Source organism: Halomonas sp. KG2, from assembly GCA_030440445.1.
In the GTDB taxonomy this organism is placed as follows: Bacteria; Pseudomonadota; Gammaproteobacteria; order Pseudomonadales; family Halomonadaceae; genus Vreelandella.
In genome coordinates, this window is the sequence record CP098528.1 from 2,411,826 (window position 1) to 2,433,352 (window position 21,527).

Here is a 21,527-nt window from a genome sequence, read left to right on the forward strand (position 1 = left end):
ACACAGGACGATACGACCATGAAAGTTTCCGCTGTATTCAAGTTTCGCAGCCCTGAGATTCGGGCCTTGCACCTGACCTGGATTGCCTTCTTTATTACCTTTTACGTGTGGTTCAACATGGCGCCGCTCGCGTCGAGCATGCTCAAGAGCGTCAACTGGCTGACCACGGATGATCTCAAGCTGTTCGCCATCTGCAACGTCGCCTTAACGATTCCCGCGCGCATCATCGTTGGCATGGCACTGGATCGGTTCGGCCCGCGACGGGTGTTCTCGGTGCTCATGGTAACGATGTCGCTACCGGCGCTGGCGTTTGCTTTCGGTAACAGCATGACGCAGTTGCTCGTAGCACGCCTGATACTGAGTTCGATTGGCGCCAGCTTCGTGGTCGGTATCCACATGACGGCGCTGTGGTTCAAGCCCAAGGACATCGGCTTCGCCGAAGGCTTCTACGCTGGCTGGGGTAACTTCGGCTCCGCCGTCGCGGCCATGTCGCTGCCGACCATCGCCCTGAGCATGTACGGCGGCGCCGATGGCTGGCGCTGGGCCATCGCCCAGAGCGCTATTGTTATGGCCGCTTACGGTATTTACTACTGGTTCGCGATTACCGATGGCCCGGATGCCCAGGCGCACCGTAAGCCACGCAAATCCGCCGCCATGGAAGTGAGCTCTTGGGGCGATATGATCAAGCTGATCATCTGGACGATCCCACTGGTTGGCGTACTCGCCATCCTGGTCTGGCGCATCCAGTATATGGGCTATTTATCAGTTACCGGTGCGACCATCGCTTATCTAGCCATTATCACGATCGTCATCTATCAAATTGTTCAGATCCTGAGAGTCAACCTACCGATCCTGCGCAAGGGCGTACCGGAAGATGATAAGTACTCATTCAACAGCGTAGCAGCGCTTAACAGCACCTATTTTGCCAACTTTGGCGCTGAACTGGCCGTAGTGTCGATGCTGCCCATGTTCTTTGAGGAGACTTGGGGGCTAAATGCCGCTACGGCTGGCCTGATCGCTGCGTCATTCGCGTTCGTCAACTTGGTGGCGCGCCCCATGGGCGGCATGGTTTCCGACCGCATGGGTAACCGGCGTTTTGTGATGCTGTGCTACATGTTTGGCATTAGCGTTGGGTTCTTGCTGATGGCCATGCTCAATTCGAGTTGGCCGCTCATTCTGGCCATTGCGGTGACCATTGGCACCTCGATTTTCGTGCAAGGGGCTGAGGGGGCAACCTTCGGTATCATTCCCTCCATCAAGCGCCGCATCACTGGGCAGATATCCGGTATGGCCGGCGCCTACGGTAATGTTGGCGCGGTGGTTTACCTCACCATCTTCACGTTCGTCACACCATCGCAGTTCTTCTACATCATCGCGACAGGCGCCTTTATCAGTTGGATAATCTGCTTGGTGTGGCTCAAGGAGCCGGAAGGCGCTTTCGATGACGAGTACTACGTCTCTTCTGTTGATAGAGACATCGAAGAACAGGCTTTACAGAGTGCCAAGCACTAAACGTTAGCATCATCTGTAGCATCACGGCACTGTTCGCGTCGATTGGATTCGGACAGTGCCTCTATTGGTCGACATCTAACCGAAATGCCATACAGCACTCTTAAGAGCTATACACGGCGATCGCCCCTATCATTTCTGACAAGGGTACGGAATGCATACTGGCTATATTAAGCCTTCTAAGTTCTGCATTAAGTGGACTTATTCCAGCCAGGAAATGGCGCATCTTCCTGCAAATGACGCAATTCAGGTTGATGAGCTTCAGCAATCTGCGTTACCCGATTCACGCCCTCTTCCAATAAATGCACTTCTATTTGGCGGCGATCCTCACGCCCTTGCCGCCGCACAACCAGCGACAGTTGCTCACAGCGGTCGACTAGCGCCACCACTCCATGATGTTTTGATTGAAGCCGCTCAGCAAGTTCTCCCACCGTTGCCCAATCTCTGCCATGGAAACCACGAAGATGTAGCAATAGTTGATACTGCAATGGCGTCAGCCCATAGCGGCGACAGATATCTTCACTATGGCGAAGAAAACAACGTAATCGGTAACGGAACTGTGATAACCGCTCAAAGTCGTTCTTATCAAGCATTTGTTTTTTATTCATATTCCAATTCTCTTAACCACGTATTCAACTATCGCTTACTTGCTAATTTATCACGCCTTTAAAATAAAAAATATCACACCATGATATAAATATCCATTGAGATGACACCTCCAAGGAGACCTGGAATGAGAGCACTCACATTTCTCAAATTACCATTTAACCATCGTGAAGGCTGGAAAGAGTTACAGGCTTCCCGCCCCTCTATTTCTTTACTAGCGTGGCGGGTAGTTTTACCCATGTCACTCTTGCCGCCAGTACTGCTCTATTATGCGGGCACCCATTACGGCGATACATTTATGACGGGGTTTGCTGACCGAGAGTGGCGTTTTATCACCACCATTATTTTCCTTGCAGAGATAGTGAGTTTTTTCGTTATCGGGTGGGTAATCTACGCTGTAGTCAATGGAACTGAAGAGCTATCTATTAGCTATCAAGATGCCTATTTACTTGCCGGGCTTGCACCACTGCCTTTATTTGCCTCGTCGTTGGCACTCTTGGTACCCAACTTATTTTTTAATGTCGTGGTTATACTTAGCGGGCTGGGCATCTCTTGCAGCTTGATTTACCACGGCTTACAAGCACTCTGTACGCAGCAAGAAGTTGATGTTGCTACTATCTCAGCCACTTACACAATTATGGCTGCCAGTGCTCTGGGATGGGGTATTTTATTTGCTGTTATCTGGGCTTACTAAGCTATTGCCATTTGAAGGCGTGTAACCAAACGGCCTAACGCTGGGAAGTGGGTAACGTGTGTGCCAGGCAGGGAGAGGAGCAAAATTCACGATCACTCGCGTCTTCCTCTGCAAGCGCTAATAGCGTCAGTTCTTTTATTACCGAAAGGTGGGAATCGTCAATTTGACGAGCGGCAGTGAGTAGGGTCACTCGCCCCACTCGTGCGAATCTCATTAAAGGCAGTAGCTTATCAGGGCACGCCTTCAGCTCACGTCTGTATCGCTCAAGAAAGAGGGATTTACTGATTTTTTGCTGACGATACTGACGGTATAGTTGAGATGCAGGTGCTATCTCCGGGTACCATTCATTCAGTGCCAGGAAACTTGAAGACAACCCGTTAGGGTATAAACGATCAACCAACACTCGAGTGCCGTCGTGCTCACCCATCGGCACATATATATGCTTAAGCGTTATTTCATATGACATCGATTACATACCTCTGCCAGTGCGCTCATGGCTTCAGCGAGTACCTTATATAAATAACAGCATAGCAGCGATGCCCGACAAATTAACTAACAGAAAATCAGGCATATAGTGAGGGATATAGCTTTGTAGCAATATAGAAAGCGTCCAGACTGCGTTTCGAAAAACACAACAGCATCTGAATACTTAAAATAAAAACCAGTATCAAACTACGACGACAACAATCAGTACGCTAATAGCCTTTTTGCGCTAACAAGTTTGCAGCGATTTTTGACGCGGGAACGATGGGCATTACTTCCATGAATGGCATCACTATTTCTATAGCAATGTTACCAAGAAATAATCTATACCAGTGATTTCAGGTAAAAATCAGCACTAGAAATGGAGGCGGCCCCAAAAGCCACATCCCGGCACACGCAGCCACCACTACCGAGTCGCTTTCCGCGCGCCCTAGCAATTGATTTATATAGAAATTAAAGCCTTCACTAGTTAGCGATTACTTCCCAACAAACTGCCCAGATTGTGCCTAAAAATATCCATTTTGTATCACCAATCTGGTCCCAAAATTGATGCCTTTGAAACCGGTGATTTTCAACCCAGTTGTCCAAATGGCTGCGCTTAAGCAGCCTGTTGATTACGCTCGATTTCGTGCATTTTTCCCGGGTTAAGCGAGACTGGGCCGGTGACTTCCCAGTTTCGAGTGTGGCCCGACCAGCGTTGCGGATGTCGCTGCTTCGCACGTTGGTATACCGCGTTCCGGCGTTCCAGGCGCTCTTGGTCTACGCCGCGATGACGGTCCGCTGGCGTGACATACTGGATGCCACTGTGCAGGTGCTGTTCGTTGTAAGCCCGCTCGAACGCTAGCATCCATTCTCGTACCGCGCCCAGCGATGCGAAGCCCTTGGTGGGCCACGCTGGACAGTATTTGACGGTACGGAACAGCGCTTCCGAGTAAGGGTTATCATTGCTTACTCTCGGCCGACTGTAAGACATCAACATGCCCAGCTCTGTTAGCCTCGCTTTGAGCGTATAGGAGGTCATCGGTGCTCCGTTATCAGAGTGCAGTACTGGCGGCTGATGCCAGCAACCTTCTCGCAGCAAGGCACGTTCCAAAAGCTGTTTAGCCAACTCGCCCGATTCCGTGTCGTGGACTTCCCAAGCAATGATTTTGCGGCTGTAGATATCCATGATCAGGTAAAGATACCAGTGCTGACCTCGCACAACGGAGGCACAATAACTGATGTCCCAGCTCCAGACCTGGTTTGGCCCTGTAGCCGTAAAGCTAGTCGGCTCGGGGACTGAACGACGTGGTTTCATACGGCCACGATGGTGCTGCTGATGATGCTTTTTCAAGACCCGATAAAACGACGATTCGGAGGCCAGATAGACGCCTTCGTCGGCCAATAAAGGAACGATTTGAGACGGCGGCAAGCTCTGATACTCGGGGCGATGGCACGTGTTCAAAATGGCTTGCTCTTCCTCATGCGTCAGCTGATGCGGCTGCCTGTGTTGCCCTGCATGTGGACGCTGATCCTCGACAATAGCGCCGCGCTCAGATCGCCACCGCTTCAGTGTGCGTTCGCTTATGCCGATCACGGCAGCCGCTTGATAACGGGACGCGCCACCCATAACCGCTTCGTCAAATAGCGCGATGAGCCTTGCACGTTCCTTTAGAGGCGTTAGTCGTCCTCGCCGCTGTCCGGATCCTCGCCGTACAAGGCTTCGAGCTTTTTTGAAAGCACCAGCAACGACGTTGTTTCTGCCAGCACCTTGTCTTTGCGCCGTACTTCCGCTTTGAGCTGCTTGATGGTCTTTCGGTCTTCTTTGCGCTGTTTCTGCGCTGCTTTTGCCTGCTCTTCTTGCCGACCAGCTCCTTCGAGACAAGCGGCTTTCCATTGCTGGATTTGCTCGGGATAAAGGCCTTTTTCACGACAGTAAGCGCCAAGCTCTGTTTCTGACATCGTCGCGGTTTCGATGACAACGGCTAGCTTGGCGTCAGGTGACCATTCGTTGTCGCCTTGGGTGTAACCCGGCACAGGCACTCCTTTTTCTCGACACTGTTTTAACCAACTATACAGCGTCGCGTTGGAGATGCCTTCTTCCGTTGCTACCGACGCCACACTGCGATTGTGGGGCGGCAATAACTTTTTCAGGATGGCGGCTTTACGCTCTTCAGAATAACGTGGCACATGAATTCCATACCGCTCCCTCTGGACTGAGTTTAGGCGATATCGCCAACCGGACAACTAGGCTGACAGAGGGGGAAACCGTCAGCAAAGAATTCTAAAAGCCTATCGTCTACCACTAGACTCATATCAAAAATTTCAAGCGCCCTCTCCCAAATACGATATGAGCACGGACAAGCACACAAGCAGACTTTGAGTTTTTGCTTAGTGAAAGCATAGGGCACTGGCATATGGCATCCCTATGCTAGTGCTTACTTTTCTATGTAATTTTTTCTAAAATTCATATCTCCTTATCAGTTACGTGCACAGCCACGAATTTCATTTCAAAGCACGCAGCACAGCAGACGCCCCACGGCCAGCCATAGCAGCCGTTTTCCTAATCCTAAAGCCCATCTCACGTAGTTCTTTAATCTTTCTATGTAGCTCCTCGTCTACTGGCCGTCCCCTGTAAACACCTTGAGCCTTTGCCTTATCAATTCGTTCGACTTGTCTTCTACGTCTGTCGTCATAATCCTTGCGATCAACAGCGGCAAGCATATCCATTAGCATGGATAAAGCGTCAAGCATTCGCCCTGTGAAATCATCGCTGGTGTTTACGGTCATAGCTACATGGCTAATTGGCAGATCAAGGCTGATCACACGTAGACCGACGCCACGTATAGCAGCTTTCAGCTTGTCCCAATCGGCTTTTGTGAGGCGTGTAAGGCAATCAACCTGTCCAATTAGAAGTATGTCCCCTGCTTGCGCATCATCAATCGTGCCAGTTCTGTACGGTCAGACGTGGTGCCACTAGCATTCTCGATGTACCAAGACGCTACCTTTGTTATCGTGTGTAAAAGCTTCTAAAATCTCCCTCGCACGGCTAGCATTTTGGTCTTCGGTTGAGGCACGAATAAAGGACATACTGATAGGTTCCAAACTGACTTTTTTCGTTGAGCCATACCTAATAGAATACGTCAAACATAAGTCTACACCATGTCCATAAATAGAGATTGAAAACTAAAATTAATCATTTATTATAAATATAGCAATTAATCACATCAACTCATAAAAATCACAAAAAGCACTTTTCTTTTGGCATCTATAGAGACTCGAAGCATAAGTTATGAATAAAACAAAATAAATATCTAGAAACTAAAATAACAGCGTTTCACATGCTAAACTTAATAAGTATCCAAACAAAAAAGGAGTTAAAAATGACATTAAAAAACAGCCTAAGATTTGAGGCAACTTTATTAAAAAACGGCATCAGCTCGAAAGCCATACCAACCAAGCTAATATACGGCGAAAGTCAATATGATCAACCATGCATCGAACTATATCCTGAAAGCATCAATTATCATCAAGTTGCTTGTAACCTCGGATCAAGCAAGCTTATCGGCAAGAATATATTTGATAAAGAGGGAGAGCCTCACTTAATAATAGAAGCAGAAAATATGATGCTTGGTGAAAACTCAAGCAATGGCTTTCCAGGAGAAAACTTTGTAAAAACAAAACCATTAAAAATAACTATCAAAAACAAGATAAAACATTCTAACATCAGTATAAATGAATTAATATTTCGCTTTCATATTACGAAAAACAGCTTTTTAAACAGAGATATCATCTACTCCTTTGATGAGCGTGGAATTGTTAACATTGAGCCTAATAAAAAACTGGTTATTGAAGCAAATAACTTAATATTAGAGTTTGACTTTTACTATAGATCTAATATTTTTGGTGGAAAAATCACTCAAGAAATAGCTCATTTTATTGAGATCAAAACCAACCCCATAGCAAGCCTGGAAGAAAAAGGGGAAGAGCTATGCAGACTGATTGATGATATTCTTTTAATAGCTTCTTATGCAACCAGTAAACATACTGTTTGTTACATGTGGGAAGTTATATCAACTGATTGGCATGTTACACGCCATCGGGGCGATCGTGTTATGCCTGACCTTAACGATCGAGGGACAGTAACTTCTGAACGCAGGAACCACAATGATTTACCTTCTTTTATTTCAAAAGCTTATAACAAGCTCAAAAAACCAAGTTTCGATCATTCACTAAAGCTAGCATTTAACCACCTCGTCACCCCAAGTAGCAACTCTATCGAAATGAATTATCTACAAGCATTCACATGCATTGAAAGCTTAATACTTAGCCATAGCAGAACAGATGGAAAAGAGTTTATAATTCCCAAAGGGGCCAAATGGAACTCTTTAAAGGGAAAAATTAAAAAAGCAATAAAAAATTATTATACAGAAAACGAACCAGATGAAAAAAGAAAAGAACGTTCTGAAATTTATAATAAATTAAATGGATTACATAGAAAATCCTTGGAAGTAGCCTATAATGATTTTATTTCCAACTATAAAATAAACACTGACGGCTTGACCCCCTTATCCTCTAATAAAGTTGAGTCTTTATCCAGCCTAAGAAATAAGCTTGTACATGGTGAACCATATGATGAAAACACAATAGAAAAAATAATATATTTTCAAAGGCATTTAGAAATCTTAATTGAGAGAAGCATAGATGCAATTATTTCCAGAAGCAACTTTCAATACGCAATAGTTGAAGATAGAAATCGGTTACCTTAAACAATCAAAGCACTACAGATAGCATTTCAAGAAGATATTTTTGTAAGACTATAGGTATTACATTCTGAAATATCTTCTTTATTTTACAAATATTAACAATTAATTCTTTTTTTGAAAAAACTTGAAAAGCCTGTCATAGATGATTAAGCGCTAAAGGAGGTAGTTGTAAAGATTACTCTCGGATTAGTTTGGCATCGTCTATAGAGTAGCAATCAACCCTCATATATTGGCAGATCAACGGCAGCAGACGAATAACGGTGTCTTTGTCGTCTAGCGCCTTTAAGCCAACACCTTGGACTAGATGAAATTGACGAGACGACTCAAAGAATTGGGATAGCGTAGGGACAGGCTGTGAGCATCAGAAGGTTTTACGACGGGTCAAGAAGCGTCTATAGGGGCAGAATCAGGGGCGATACACACTTCTCTGTGCCCTACCAATAGCTCTTGAGTTTCTTCCAGCAGCAACCTAGCGGCCTTTAAATAAAGTTTCTGATTTTGAGGGGTCGTCTTAATTCCGTCTTTCCAATGGCTACCCGAAGCGAGGCAGGAATAACTAAACGAAAATAGTAAATGACATGGCGAGATTTTAATAGGTAAAGTGAACTCATTTGTACAACAATTCTGTATCACTCAGGCTCAGAAGGCGAAATTTTTAAGCTCTTTAGATTGCTTAGGTAGAAATGGAGGCGGCCCCAAAAGCCACATCCCGGCACACGCAGCCACCACTACCGTTGCTCCCTTCCGGGCCTGGCGGGGTTTGCAGTTTAGCGTTGCGGGAGGACCTAAGGGGCCACCATAACGGCACACTCTGTTACTTCTAGGTGAGTGTACTGATGCTGATGTGGTGGCTACGCCCTGATTTGAACAGGGGACCCCATCATTATGAGTGATGTGCTCTAACCAGCTGAGCTACGTAGCCTTTCCCTCATCAACGGGTGCAGATTATGCCTATCTTAACTATGAAAGGCAAGCCAAAAACGACCTGCCTTTCATTCAACTACCCTGTTAAGTGAATAGTGTGCTTATAAGGCTGCTTGGACTGCTGGCAGTGCTTCTTCGCCAGCTCGGGTAGTCACTCCTTCGAGCCATGCTGCTAACACATCATCGTTTTCATTGAGGTAACTGCGTGCTGCCTCTCGCGGGTCTACCCCATCGTCCATAATGGCACTCATCAGTTGGTTTTCCATCTCCAGGGTGAATGTCATATTTTTCAGCAATTCACCGACATTAGGGCACGCTTCAACAAACCCCGCACGAGTATTGGTATGTACGGTTGCGCCCCCCAGGTTGGGGCCAAAATAGTCGCCAGCATCAGATAAATACGCCATATCAAAATTAGTATTCATTGGATGCGGTTCCCAGCCTAAAAACACCATCCATTTCTCATTGGGTACCCTCGCGCGAAGCTCAGCCAGCATACCCGCCTCACTCGAATCGACGACTTGCCAATCACCTAGCCCATAGGCGTTATCATCAATCATTTGCTCAATCAGCTCGTTACCATCATTGCCAGCTTCAATGCCGTGTAAACGCTGCTCAAACTGATCAGCATGCTCTGCCAGATCATTCACGGAGGTCACGCCCGCATCATAGACATATTGGGGCACTGCCAGGGTGTACTTAGCTCCCTCAAGGTTGACCACTAAGCGCTCAACCTCGCCGCGCTCGACATAGGGGTCGCTGATAGAGGCCATCGACGGCATCCAGTTGCCTAAGAAGACGTCAAAATCATTATTACCCATGCCCGCATAAGCAATCGGCACCGAGACAGTATCGACACGCGTTTCATAGCCAAGTGCTTCCAGTACTTCACTGGCCAGTGCTGTCGTTGCTGTAATGTCAGTCCAGCCCACTTCTGCAAAGCGAACACTACTACACTCATTAGCATAGGCAGCTGCCGGCAAACAGGCAGTCAGCAGTAATGTACTTAGGCTTCGGGTGTATGTCCGTTTCATATTGATCTTCCCCATTATCGGTTTTATATGAACACGCCCTATACGTAATAGTCGTAGAGACGAGAAAACAACGCAGGCTTTTATTGATTGAACGTTCAATAAAAAAATGTCATCATGCTCAGGTAATCATGCCTACTCCTGGTTTTCAAGGACAGGAGCCAATGGGCATTCAACGTCAGTAGGAGATAGCTGTGCCTAAGGTGGGAATGGAACCGATACGCCGCCAGCAGTTAATTAAGGCTACCATGGCGGCCATTGACGAAGTTGGTTTAGCAGAAGCAACCGTCATGCGAATTGCCCGTCATGCTGGCGTTTCAGCGGGCATTATTAGTCACTATTTTGGCGGCAAGGATGGCCTGCTGGAAGCAACAATGCGGCAGATCTTGACCGATCTTAGTGATGCCGTTGCAGCACGCCGCCGTGCGTTAGAAGACGACTCCCCCCGCGCGCATATTGGCGCCATCATCGAAGGTAACTTTGATCGCACCCAGGTGACCGGCCCCGCCGCCAAAACATGGCTCGCCTTTTGGGCTAGCAGCATGCATAAGCCCGTGCTTCAGCGGCTGCAGAATGTCAATGATCGCCGTTTGTACGCCAACTTATGTCATCAATTCCAGCGTGTAATGCCCCGCGCAGACGCTCGCAATGCCGCCCGCGGGCTAGCCGCGATGATTGATGGTCTATGGCTGCGTGGTGCACTTACACCAGAAGGGCTCGACGCCGCTGAAGCGCGACATCTTGCGCACACCTATCTCGACCAATTGCTTATTCATCATGGATGCCAGCAACGCGCATCCACTGCAGAAACACAGTAAGGAGACCAACATGGCCGCTCAAGATATTCAGCCACTTTATATTGATGGTCGTCCGGTAGACGCCTCTTCAGGCGAGACATTTACCGTTTCAAACCCCTACGATGGCAGCCTGCTTGCCACGATTGGCCAGGCAAGCCAAGCTGATGTCGATAGCGCTGTAGAAGCCGCTCAACGCGGACAGCGTCAATGGGCTTCGATGACGGGCATGGAGCGCTCACGTGTTCTGCTGCGCGCTGTTGCACTGTTAAGAGAACGAAACGATGAGCTTGCCGAGTTAGAAACTCAAAATACCGGCAAGCCTATTAGCGAAACCGCCAGTGTCGATATTGTGACGGGTGCCGATGCCTTGGAGTACTACGCAGGCCTTGCCCCCGCTATCGAAGGCAGCCAGATTCCGCTGCGTGATAGCTCCTTTGTGTATACCCGTCGCGAGCCACTCGGCGTCATTGGTGCCATTGGCGCCTGGAACTACCCCATTCAAATCGCCTGCTGGAAAGCCGCACCTGCGTTGGCAGCGGGCAACGCCATTGTCTTCAAACCCAGTGAAGTTACACCGCTATCCGCTATCAAACTGGCTGAAATTTTCACTGAGGCAGGCCTACCTAACGGTGTTTTCAATGTCGTTCAAGGCGATGGCCGCGTTGGCGCAATGCTGACTGAGCACCCAGGTATCGCCAAGGTATCGTTTACTGGCGAAGTCGGCACGGGCAAAAAAGTGATGGCTGCTGCGGGTGGCTCTACGCTGAAAGATGTCACTATGGAACTAGGCGGTAAATCTCCGCTGATCGTGTTTGCCGATGCTGATTTAGATCGTGCCGCCGATGCCGCCATGATGGCCAACTTCTACTCCAGCGGACAAATCTGCACTAATGGCACTCGCGTGTTCGTGGAGCACAGCGTGAAAGATGCCTTTGAGGCGAAGCTGGTTGAACGCGTTCAGCGTATCAAAGCGGGTGACCCGATGGACCCCAGCGTTAACTTCGGCCCGCTAGTAAGCTTTGAACATCAGCAAAAAGTGCTTTCCTATATTGCCTTGGGTAAAGAGCAAGGCGCGCGAGTATTGGCAGGTGGCGATGCGTGGAATAGCGGTGATTGGTCGAAGGGTGCCTGGGCAGCCCCCACCATCTTTACCGATTGCACTGACGATATGCGCATCGTAAGAGAAGAGATTTTTGGCCCAGTAATGTCCGTACTTGCCTTTGAAGACGAAGACGACGTTATTCGTCGCGCCAATGACACCAAATACGGTCTAGCGGCGGGTGTGTTCAGCGAAAGCCTAAACCGTGCTCACCGGGTTATTCATCAGTTGGAAGCCGGCATTTGCTGGATCAACACCTGGGGCGAGTCACCTTCTGAAATGCCGGTAGGTGGTTACAAAGAGTCGGGCATTGGCCGCGAGAACGGCGTCGAGACGCTCAATCACTACACCCAGACCAAGTCGGTACAGATCGAGATGGGGCCATTTGAGTCGGTGTTCTAATCGAAGTAATGAACGCTCCCGGTAGGTATATCGAAGATAAGTACCCCTTTTATACCTACCGGCTCATTACCCATCATTCGGCTCCTCCAAGGTAAAAGCATGTCTCAATCACGCGAATTTGATTACATCATTATCGGTGCAGGCTCGGCCGGCAATGTACTGGCTACCCGCCTCACCGAAGACAGTGACGTCAGCGTTTTGCTGCTTGAAGCAGGCGGCCCCGATTACCGTTTCGATTTTCGCACCCAAATGCCTGCCGCACTGGCCTACCCGCTACAAGGCAAACGCTACAACTGGGCATTTGAAACCGATCCCGAACCGTATATGGATGGCCGCCGTATGGAGTGTGGCCGTGGCAAAGGCCTGGGCGGCTCTTCACTGATCAACGGCATGTGCTATATCCGTGGCAACGCCCTGGATTACGATAACTGGGCCAAGCAACCCGGCTTGGAAGAGTGGGATTACCTCAGCTGCCTGCCCTATTTCAAAAAGTGCGAAACCCGCGATATTGGCTCTAATGATTACCACGGCGGCGACGGCCCGGTCAGCGTGACCACGCCGAAAGCTGGCAATAATCCGCTTTACCGCACATTTATCGAAGCGGGGAAACAGGCTGGCTACCCTGAAACCGAGGATGTTAACGGCTACCAGCAAGAGGGCTTTGGCCCTATGGACCGTTTCGTCACACCCAAGGGGCGCCGTGCGTCGACTGCACGCGGTTACCTGGACACTGCCAAGCAGCGCAGCAACCTAACCATTGAAACCCACGCAGTCACCGATGTGATTGAATTTGACGGCAAACGTGCCGTTGGCGTGCGTTACGAGCAGAAAGGTCAGCCACACAAGGCCCGCGCTCGCCGGGAAGTGCTGTTGTGTGGCGGTGCCATTGCCTCACCACAGATTCTTCAGCGCTCTGGCGTAGGCAACCCCGAATGGCTTCGGGAATTAGGCATTTCAGTCGTCCATGAGCTACCCGGCGTAGGCGAGAATCTCCAGGACCACCTTGAGATGTACATTCAGTACGAATGCAAAGAGCCTATTTCGCTGTATCCGGCGCTGAAATGGTACAACCAGCCGAAAATTGGTGCCGAGTGGTTATTTAAAGGCACTGGCGTTGGCGCCAGCAACCAGTTTGAATCCTGCGGATTTATTCGTAGCAATGATGCGGAAGAGTGGCCAAACCTGCAGTACCACTTCCTGCCCATCGCGATCAGTTACAACGGTAAAAGCGCCGTCCAGGCACATGGCTTCCAGGCTCACGTTGGCTCGATGCGTTCGGAAAGCCGTGGACGAATTCGCTTAACCTCGAAAGACCCACACGCGGCACCCAGCATCTTGTTTAACTACATGGCCAAAGAGAAAGATTGGCAAGAGTTCCGCGATGCGATTCGCTTAACCCGCGATATCATCGCGCAACCAGCGTTTGATAAGTACCGTGGCCGTGAAATTTCACCTGGCCCTAGCGTACAAAGTGATGAAGAACTCGACAACTTCGTCAAGCAACACGCTGAAACGGCTTATCACCCGTGTGGCAGTTGCCGCATGGGCGAAGGTGAGATGGCAGTGACCGATAGCCAAGGCCGTGTACATGGGCTCGAAGGCCTGCGCGTCGTCGATGCCTCGCTGTTCCCGGTGATCCCTACCGGCAACCTAAACGCGCCGACTATTATGCTGGCGGAGAAAATTGCTGACCGCATCCGTGGACGTGAATCTTTGCCACGCGCCAAGGTGGATTATTACGTCGCTCACGGCGCACCCGCTAAACAGGCTTCGTAGCTCACTCACACCTGTATGCAACACGCTAAACGCCATGGCCACTCGCCATGGCGTTTTTTTATGGCCTATTTACGCTACAGTAAAGAGACTATAGCGAATGTATAAGAGTGAAATGCTTGCACTGATATAGGTGACTCTGACAATATTCAAACATACGTTTAAATACGTCTACAATTAACCACCCACGGAGAAACATCCATGCTCACCTTACTACTCATTGTGCTTGCCGTTGCAGGCTTGCTCGTGGTGATGCGCCGCGAAGCAGGCGCTACGCCAGCACTCGCCCTGCTTGGCGTACTGGGCTTAGTAGGCTTAGTGCTTGGCGCGAGCGTTATTGGCACGCTGCTATTGATTGCGGCTGCCGCCGTTGCCATTGCTGGTCTACCCGTATTACGCAGCAAGTGGCTGACGCCGCGCATTTTCGCCACCTTCAAAAAGGTAGCGCCGAAAGTGTCCGATACGGAGCGCACGGCATTAGAAGCGGGCAGCGTCTCCTGGGATGGCGAGCTCTTCTCAGGCAACCCCCAATGGGAGTCTTTACTTAACTATAAAGACGACGGCCTGAGCGAGGCAGAACAAGCATTCTTGGATAACCAGTGTGCAAAAGCAGCAGGCATGTGTAACGCCTGGGATATCGCCCAAGAACGCGCTGACCTCCCCCAACAACTGTGGGATTATCTAAAGAAAGAAGGCTTCTTCGGCATGATTATTCCGAAGGAGTACGGCGGCCTCGGATTCTCAGCTAAAGCCCAGTCCATGGTACTGCAGAAGCTCTCCGCCAATGAGACGCTGATGGTCACCGTTGGCGTACCGAACTCACTCGGCCCAGGCGAACTGCTGCTTAAATACGGCACTCAGCAACAGAAAGATCACTACTTGCCCCGCCTTGCTGATGGCCGCGAAATCCCCTGCTTCGGCCTAACCGGCCCGCGTGCTGGCTCTGATGCCACGTCGTTACCGGATACAGGCGTTGTCTGTAAGCAAGTTATCAATGGCGAAGAAGTGCTTGGCTTACGCCTTAACTTTGAAAAACGCTGGATTACCCTGGCTCCCATCGCCACCGTGGTAGGCCTAGCCTTCCGTCTTTTCGATCCAGAAAAATTGCTCGGTGACGAAGAAGACCGCGGTATTACCCTTGCACTAGTCCCCCGGGATACTCAGGGCATGGACATCGGTCGCCGTCACCACCCTATCGGCAGCCCGTTTATGAACGGCCCGATTAAAGGTAACGACGTGTTTGTGCCGCTGGATACCATTATTGGTGGCCCAGACATGATCGGCCAAGGCTGGCGCATGCTGGTCGAGTGCCTCTCGATTGGACGTTGCATTACCTTGCCTTCTGGCGCGACCGGCACCACCCGCTACGCGCTAGGCTGGAGCGGTGGTTTTACCCGCGTACGCCGTCAGTTCAACGTACCCGTCGCTGAAATGGAAGGCGTACAGGAGCCGTTAGCACGCATGGCCTCGCTGGCTTACATCTCTGCTGCTACGGTCTACCAAACCGCCAACCTGATCGACCATGGCGAAAAACCTGCGGTACCTTCAGCAATTTTGAAGAGCCAGCTAACCGAGTTCCAGCGCGTGCTGCTTAGCGACGCAATGGATGTCCACGGTGGTAAAGCCGTTACCCTTGGCCCACGCAACTACCTGGGCATTGGCTACAGTGCTAACCCGGTGGCCATCACCGTGGAAGGCGCCAACATTATGACCCGCAACCTGATGATCTTTGGTCAAGGTGCGATTCGCTGCCATCCCTATGTACTGGACGAGCTAGCCGCTAAAGATGCCAACGACGTTAAAGCCTTCGACAAAGCCTTCTTTGGCCACGCAGGGCTGATTTTCGGCAATGCTGCTCGTGCCTTTACGCTTGGGTTTGGCCTGGGCAAAGCAAATGTACCCTTTAGCGGCCCTGCGGCTATCTACGCCCAGGATATTGCACGCATTTCAGCAGGCTTTGGCCTATGTGCCGACGCCGCCATGGCCAGCCTTGGCTCTGAACTCAAGAAGCGCGAAATGCTCTCAGCACGTTTGGGTGATGTTCTGTCTAATCTGTATCTAGCTTCCATGGTACTGAAACAGTGGCACACCGGTGACCAAGTAGAGGGTGAAGAAGCGCTGCTACACTATAGCCTGCGGTTCCTGCTAAACCGTGCCGAAGAGGCATTCGTTGAAATTTTCGATAACCTACCGAACCGCGCGCTAGGCAAGGTATTGAAAGTTATCATCATGCCGACCGGCCGCCGTTGGAATAAACCGCATGACGACTTGGCTCGCGATATCGCACAGCGCGTATCCACACATAGCGCCCTGCGCAGCAAGCTACTTTCCAATACCTGGGATAAAGATGATGGCGCAGAGTCTAACCCGCTTGCGCGCTACAACGCGCTGCTGGTGGATTATGACCGTGCCGAAACTCTCTATCGCACGGTGAACAAAGCCTATGCCAAAGGTGAGCTGCCACAAACGGCACTACACCCTGAAGCACGCATTGAGGCCGCACTGGACAAAGGCATTATCCAAGAAGACGACGCACAGTTTATGCGCACTTTCGAGGCAGAAGTACTCGAGATGCTGACGGTTGATGATTTCGCCTATGACGCGTTTGCCAATGATAAATCGACGTTGATTAATCACAATGCAGCGCCTGTGGCCACACCGCAGCAAGCAGAAACCACCGTTAAGTAGTCCTTTCTCGCTTTAACTAGCGATCCTAACCGGCCTCTCCAGGCCGGTTTTTTTACCTATATTTTCAAAAACGAAACAAACGAACATTCGCTTATCTCACTCAGCGGCTGCTTTTCCCCTCTAAACACCTCGCTTTAATGCCAATTTCTCACCAAAACAACCGTCATGCAGTACTCCCTACCACCGAAGAAGCGACGATATACGCCTAAAAGCGAATACAAACCGCTACAAAAGTCGTTGCAAGTTCGCAAATGATCAACTAGCCTTTCGTTATTGAAAATAAAGTGAATGGAAGTCCGCTTTATGGTTGGCTGACAATAAAGTGCAAACAGCCAAGGCTAACATCTCGAATAAGCGTGTATTGCTTCACTTTCATCAATAGCGATCAACGCAAGACCTCTACCAATAACATTTATCTATAACAATGACGTTAGCGAGATCGGCATGTCCTTACATCTGCAAAATATCGACCACATCGTCGGTGGTGAATCCCATATCAGTGGGGTGAACCTCGAGCTGGAGCCGGGTTCTTTTAATGTGCTGCTAGGACGAACCCTGGCAGGTAAAACAACGCTCATGCGATTAATGGCGGGTTTGGAGCAACCTACCCGGGGGCGAATCTACATGGATGGCAAGGATGTCACAGGCGTATCCGTCCGTAAGCGCAATGTCTCCATGGTGTATCAGCAATTCATCAATTACCCAAGCCTTAACGTTTACGACAATATAGCGTCACCACTTAAACTGGCTAAGGCATCCAAGCAGGAAATCGACAAGCGTGTGCGCGAAACGGCTGCCATGCTGGGGATTGACCACTTGTTGGACCGCTTGCCGCTTGAGCTTTCTGGTGGGCAACAGCAGCGTACCGCCATGGGCCGCGCTTTGGTTAAGGATGCGGACCTGATCCTGTTTGATGAACCGTTGGTCAATCTTGACTACAAACTGCGTGAAGCGTTGCGCGATGAACTTCGCGGGCTATTCAAGGCGCGTAACTGCATTGCCGTTTATGCCACCACCGAGCCCAACGAAGCGCTAGCGTTAGGCGGCAACACTGCCGTATTGCATGAAGGCAAGCTGCTGCAATATGGCCCAACCGAGCAAATTTATCGCGAGCCTAACGGCATCCTAAGCGCTGAGATGTTTTCAGAACCGCCGATCAATATTGTGCCTGGGCATCTTACTGCCAATGAAATCACCTTCGACCAGGATATCCATTTCCCCTGCGATTTGGCGCTACGCAATCTACCTGCAGGAGCATACCGATTTGGAGTCCGTGCCTCTCACGTCAGCCTACAGCCGAATGCAGCGGATGATCTAGAGCTTGAAGTTGAAGTTGAAGTGGCTGAAATCAGCGGTTCGGAAACCTTCCTCCACGTGCGGCACAACTTATTCTCTTTAGTACTCCATTTGCTTGGCATCCATACACCTAAAGTCAATCAGCGCATAAAGATCTACTTCCCTACCCACAAGCTGTTTGTCTTCGATCAGCAGGGTTCTATTGTTCATACGCCGGAAACACGGGGAGTGAATCAGCATGGCTGAGATCATACTAAAGGCTCTCGCGCATACTTATAGCGCCAACCCGAAATCACCTGAAGATTACGCGATTCGCCAGATGGAACATATCTGGCACCAAGGCGGCGCTTATGCCCTGCTGGGGCCATCGGGGTGTGGCAAATCTACTCTGCTGAACATTATTTCCGGGCTGCTCGAACCCTCCGAAGGGGATGTGCTGTTTGATGGCCAGCGAGTTAACGAGTTGCCGCCTGAGGAGCGTAACATCGCTCAGGTTTTTCAGTTCCCGGTGATTTACGACACCATGACGGTGTTTGATAACCTCGCCTTTCCATTGCGTAACATCAACATTCCAGGCCACCGCATCACGCCAAAGGTAGAGGAAGTCGCGGAGATTCTGGAGTTAACCCCACTGCTAAAGCGTAAAGCCAAAGGGCTGACCGCCGATGAGAAGCAGAAAGTTTCAATGGGGCGCGGCTTGGTGCGCGATGATGTCTCGGCAATTCTGTTTGACGAGCCGTTAACGGTTATCGACCCACAGCTCAAGTGGAAATTACGCCGCAAGCTGAAGGAGATTCACCAGCGCTTCAATATCACCATGATTTACGTCACCCATGACCAGCTGGAAGCGGCAACGTTTGCCGACAAAATCGCCGTGATGTATGAAGGCCAGGTGGTTCAGTTCGGCACTCCTCAAGAACTCTTTGAAACCCCCGCGCATACCTTTGTTGGCTATTTTATCGGCAGCCCTGGTATGAACATTCTGGATGTACACCACCATGGGGGGGAAGTCATCTTTGCTGATATACCGCTCCCCATACCGCAGACGTTTGTTGACGCCATTGCCAACACCAAAAGTTCGAATATAAAAATCGGCATTCGCCCCGAGTTTGTAACCGTGCATGCCAGCAAACGTGAAGGTGCCCTGCCCGCTCGTAAACGACAGGTGCAAGATCTAGGCACCTATTCAATTGTTACCTTTGAGTTGGGTGGTCAGGCGTTCAAGGCACGCTTGCCGGAAGGTCATCCTGAATTCGGAGACGATATTTATCTCACCTTTGACCACGATCAGTTAGGGCTGTTTGTGGACGAATATCGGGTGGAGGTTACCTCATGAATAATAAAGTCTATAACAACCGCGCTTGGCTATTAGTTCTACCCATGTTAGTGCTCGTGGCATTTTCCGCCATTATCCCCTTGATGACAGTGGTCAACTACTCGGTACAGGATGTGCTAGGTCCCAACGCCAGCTTCTTTACCGGCACCGAGTGGTTTCGCACTATGCTCAACGATTCGGAGCTGCAAGCTGCATTTGGTCGACAGATACTGTTTTCATTGATTATTCTGGCTATCCAGATCCCACTGGGGATAGGAATAGCGCTGATTATGCCAAAACAGGGCTGGCAGGCGTCCGCCGTACTAATTCTGATTACCCTACCCCTGCTAATTCCTTGGAACGTCGTCGGCAGTATCTGGCAAATCTTTACCCGTGGCGATATTGGGCTAATGGGCTGGGGGCTGCGCGAGCTGGGCATTAATTACAATATTACCCGTAATGCCGGTGACGCCTGGGCAACCATTATTTTAATGGATGTTTGGCACTGGACACCGCTTGTCGCAATGCTCTGCTATAGCGGGCTGCGCTCTATTCCTGAAGCCTACTATCAAGCGGCCAGGATTGACCGTGCCTCTAAATGGGCAGTGTTTCGCTATATTCAGCTACCGAAGCTAACCAACGTTCTGGTCATCGCCGTACTGCTGCGCTTCATGCACTCCTTCATGATCTACGCCGAGCCCTTTGTGTTAACCGGAGGTGGGCCTGGTAGCTCAACCACCTTCCTAACCCAATCGCTTGCCACCATGGCTATCGGCCAGCAGGATCTGGGGCCTTCTGCCGCCTTCTCGATCATTTACTTCCTCGTCATTCTGCTAGTCAGTTGGGTGTTCTATACCACCATCATGCATCTGCAGAAAGACAAGAATTCACAGGGAGGCGCGTGAGATGTCTTACCAACTTGAAAACACCCAGCAGGGTGAAAAATACAACACTATTTTCAGTAAGGTACCAGCAGCCGAGCGACGCAAGCGCCACTCACGCTCTCGGCTGAGAAAGCGGCTTCTGCTTGGCACCTATATCGTGCTGCTGATACTGCCCCTTTATTGGCTGCTCAATATGTCGCTGCAGACTAACAGCGAGATCCTCGGGTCGATGACGCTGTGGCCACAAAACCTGACCTTTGACAACTACATCGGCATCTTCACTAACCCAAGCTGGTACATGGGGTACGTCAACTCCATCATGTATGTGGTGATGAATATGATCATCACCATGTTAGTGGCACTTCCGGCCGCCTATGCCTTCAGCCGTTACAAGTTCATCGGTGATAAGCACCTGTTCTTCTGGCTATTAACCAACTTGATGGCGCCACCCGCGGTATTTTTGCTGCCCTACTTCCAGCTTTATTACTCGGTCGGCTTATTTGATACGCACATCGCCGTCGCGCTAGCTCACTGCCTATTCAACATTCCGCTGGCCATCTGGATTCTGGAAGGCTTTATGAGCAGCGTGCCTAAGGAAATCGACGAAACTGCCTATATCGACGGCTACAGCTTTCCCAAGTTTTTCATCAAGATCTTCATTCCCATGATCAGCTCCGGCATTGGCGTGGTGCTTTTCTTCCTGTTCATGTTTTCCTGGGTTGAACTGCTGCTGGCACGCACACTGACGTCTACAGACGCTCAGCCGATCGGCATGATCATGACCAGAACCTCAACGGCATCAGGTATCGACTGGGGCACACTCGCGGCCGCCGGTATGTTGACCATTGTTCCCGGCATTCTGGTGGTTTACTTCGTACGCAACCATATCGCCAAGGGCTTTGCCCTGGGCCGCACCTGAGTAGGAGGAAACCTTATGTCCTGGATGGTATGGACTTTACCGACGGCTATTTTCTTTTCTTCCATTGCGGCCATGCTCGCTGGCATGACGATTTGGGAACTACGCTCGCCAAGCATTGAAAGAAAGGGATTTTTACCTATTAGCACCACCCGCGGTGATCGGCTGTTTATCGGCTTGCTGTCTGCCGCGTTTATTCACTTGGGCTTCATTGGGTTCACGTCGCTTTCAATTTGGATTGCACTAGCACTTTCAGCGGTATGGCTGCTGGTGTTAATGCGCTGGGGTTAGCCAATCAGCAATTCCAGGAAAACCCTGGCGTTAAGTACGGCAGTATCAAGGACGCTCAAGAGATCAGGGAAGAG

Annotated in this window: 17 protein-coding genes, 1 tRNA gene, 1 other RNA gene and 1 pseudogene; 12 read left to right on the top strand and 8 right to left on the bottom strand. The window is 50.1% G+C overall.

What is annotated here, in order from left to right; genetic code table 11:
• Nucleotides 1–18: 18 nt before the first annotated feature.
• Nucleotides 19–1,512 (top strand): MFS transporter, encoded by a 1,494-nt coding sequence (locus tag NDQ72_11325; GenBank protein ID WKD26667.1) that lies wholly within the window; start codon nt 19–21, stop codon nt 1,510–1,512.
• Between the two features lie 188 nt (nt 1,513–1,700).
• Here NDQ72_11325 and NDQ72_11330 read toward each other — a convergent pair whose 3' ends face one another.
• Entirely contained in the window at nt 1,701–2,117 is a 417-nt protein-coding gene (locus NDQ72_11330) for a MarR family transcriptional regulator (protein WKD26668.1), read from the bottom strand.
• A 125-nt stretch (nt 2,118–2,242) separates the two neighbouring features.
• On the opposite strand from NDQ72_11330, the gene NDQ72_11335 reads away from it, so the two are divergent.
• Nucleotides 2,243–2,809, top strand: a complete 567-nt coding sequence (locus NDQ72_11335; protein ID WKD26669.1) for a YIP1 family protein — start codon at nt 2,243–2,245, stop codon at nt 2,807–2,809.
• Between the two features lie 34 nt (nt 2,810–2,843).
• On the opposite strand, the gene NDQ72_11340 is transcribed toward NDQ72_11335, so the two are convergent.
• The 4 genes and pseudogenes from NDQ72_11340 to NDQ72_11355 form a co-directional block, all read right to left on the bottom strand.
• On the bottom strand, nt 2,844–3,275 hold the full coding sequence (locus NDQ72_11340; protein ID WKD26670.1) for a DUF488 family protein: 432 nt from the start codon (nt 3,273–3,275) through the stop codon (nt 2,844–2,846).
• Between the two features lie 615 nt (nt 3,276–3,890).
• Entirely contained in the window at nt 3,891–5,168 is a 1,278-nt protein-coding gene (locus tag NDQ72_11345; protein ID WKD26671.1) for an IS3 family transposase, read from the bottom strand.
• Between the two features lie 209 nt (nt 5,169–5,377).
• Nucleotides 5,378–5,461: pseudogene (locus NDQ72_11350) on the bottom strand (hypothetical protein).
• A 315-nt stretch (nt 5,462–5,776) separates the two neighbouring features.
• Nucleotides 5,777–6,097 (bottom strand): hypothetical protein, encoded by a 321-nt coding sequence (locus NDQ72_11355; protein ID WKD26672.1) that lies wholly within the window; start codon nt 6,095–6,097, stop codon nt 5,777–5,779.
• A 557-nt stretch (nt 6,098–6,654) separates the two neighbouring features.
• Here NDQ72_11355 and NDQ72_11360 point away from each other — a divergent pair.
• Complete coding sequence (locus tag NDQ72_11360) at nt 6,655–8,040, top strand: HEPN domain-containing protein (GenBank protein ID WKD26673.1); 1,386 nt, start codon at nt 6,655–6,657, stop codon at nt 8,038–8,040.
• Nucleotides 8,041–8,730: 690 nt separating this feature from the next.
• On the opposite strand, the gene ffs is transcribed toward NDQ72_11360, so the two are convergent.
• The 3 genes from ffs to NDQ72_11375 form a co-directional block, all read right to left on the bottom strand.
• An RNA gene (ffs, locus tag NDQ72_11365) (signal recognition particle sRNA small type) lies at nt 8,731–8,827 on the bottom strand.
• 55 nt (nt 8,828–8,882) lie between these two features.
• Nucleotides 8,883–8,959 (bottom strand) — tRNA-Met (locus tag NDQ72_11370).
• A gap of 103 nt (nt 8,960–9,062) precedes the next feature.
• A complete protein-coding gene (locus NDQ72_11375; GenBank protein WKD26674.1) occupies nt 9,063–9,995 on the bottom strand; it encodes a choline ABC transporter substrate-binding protein in 933 nt (310 codons plus the stop codon).
• Between the two features lie 191 nt (nt 9,996–10,186).
• Here NDQ72_11375 and betI point away from each other — a divergent pair, with 191 nt between their 5' ends.
• From betI to NDQ72_11420, 9 genes are all read left to right on the top strand, one after another.
• Nucleotides 10,187–10,810, top strand: coding sequence for a transcriptional regulator BetI (gene betI / locus NDQ72_11380; protein ID WKD26675.1), 624 nt, complete (start codon nt 10,187–10,189; stop codon nt 10,808–10,810).
• Nucleotides 10,811–10,820: 10 nt separating this feature from the next.
• Complete coding sequence (gene betB, locus NDQ72_11385; protein WKD26676.1) at nt 10,821–12,290, top strand: betaine-aldehyde dehydrogenase; 1,470 nt, start codon at nt 10,821–10,823, stop codon at nt 12,288–12,290.
• Between the two features lie 99 nt (nt 12,291–12,389).
• A complete protein-coding gene (gene betA / locus NDQ72_11390; GenBank protein WKD26677.1) occupies nt 12,390–14,066 on the top strand; it encodes a choline dehydrogenase in 1,677 nt (558 codons plus the stop codon).
• A 198-nt stretch (nt 14,067–14,264) separates the two neighbouring features.
• A complete protein-coding gene (locus NDQ72_11395) occupies nt 14,265–16,751 on the top strand; it encodes an acyl-CoA dehydrogenase (GenBank protein WKD26678.1) in 2,487 nt (828 codons plus the stop codon).
• 444 nt (nt 16,752–17,195) lie between these two features.
• Nucleotides 17,196–18,293, top strand: a complete 1,098-nt coding sequence (locus tag NDQ72_11400; GenBank protein WKD26679.1) for an ABC transporter ATP-binding protein — start codon at nt 17,196–17,198, stop codon at nt 18,291–18,293.
• A complete protein-coding gene (locus NDQ72_11405; protein ID WKD26680.1) occupies nt 18,286–19,383 on the top strand; it encodes an ABC transporter ATP-binding protein in 1,098 nt (365 codons plus the stop codon). The genes NDQ72_11400 and NDQ72_11405 overlap by 8 nt, the downstream gene beginning before the upstream one ends.
• The gene (locus NDQ72_11410; GenBank protein ID WKD26681.1) at nt 19,380–20,267 is read left to right on the top strand and encodes a sugar ABC transporter permease; all 888 of its coding nucleotides are present in this window, start codon (nt 19,380–19,382) and stop codon (nt 20,265–20,267) included. The genes NDQ72_11405 and NDQ72_11410 overlap by 4 nt, the downstream gene beginning before the upstream one ends.
• 1 nt (nt 20,268) lies before the next feature.
• Nucleotides 20,269–21,165: a carbohydrate ABC transporter permease gene (locus tag NDQ72_11415; protein ID WKD26682.1), complete on the top strand. Its 897-nt coding sequence runs from the start codon at nt 20,269–20,271 to the stop codon at nt 21,163–21,165.
• 15 nt (nt 21,166–21,180) lie between these two features.
• A complete protein-coding gene (locus NDQ72_11420; protein WKD26683.1) occupies nt 21,181–21,453 on the top strand; it encodes a DUF2160 domain-containing protein in 273 nt (90 codons plus the stop codon).
• The last annotated feature ends 74 nt before the right edge of the window (nt 21,454–21,527 follow it).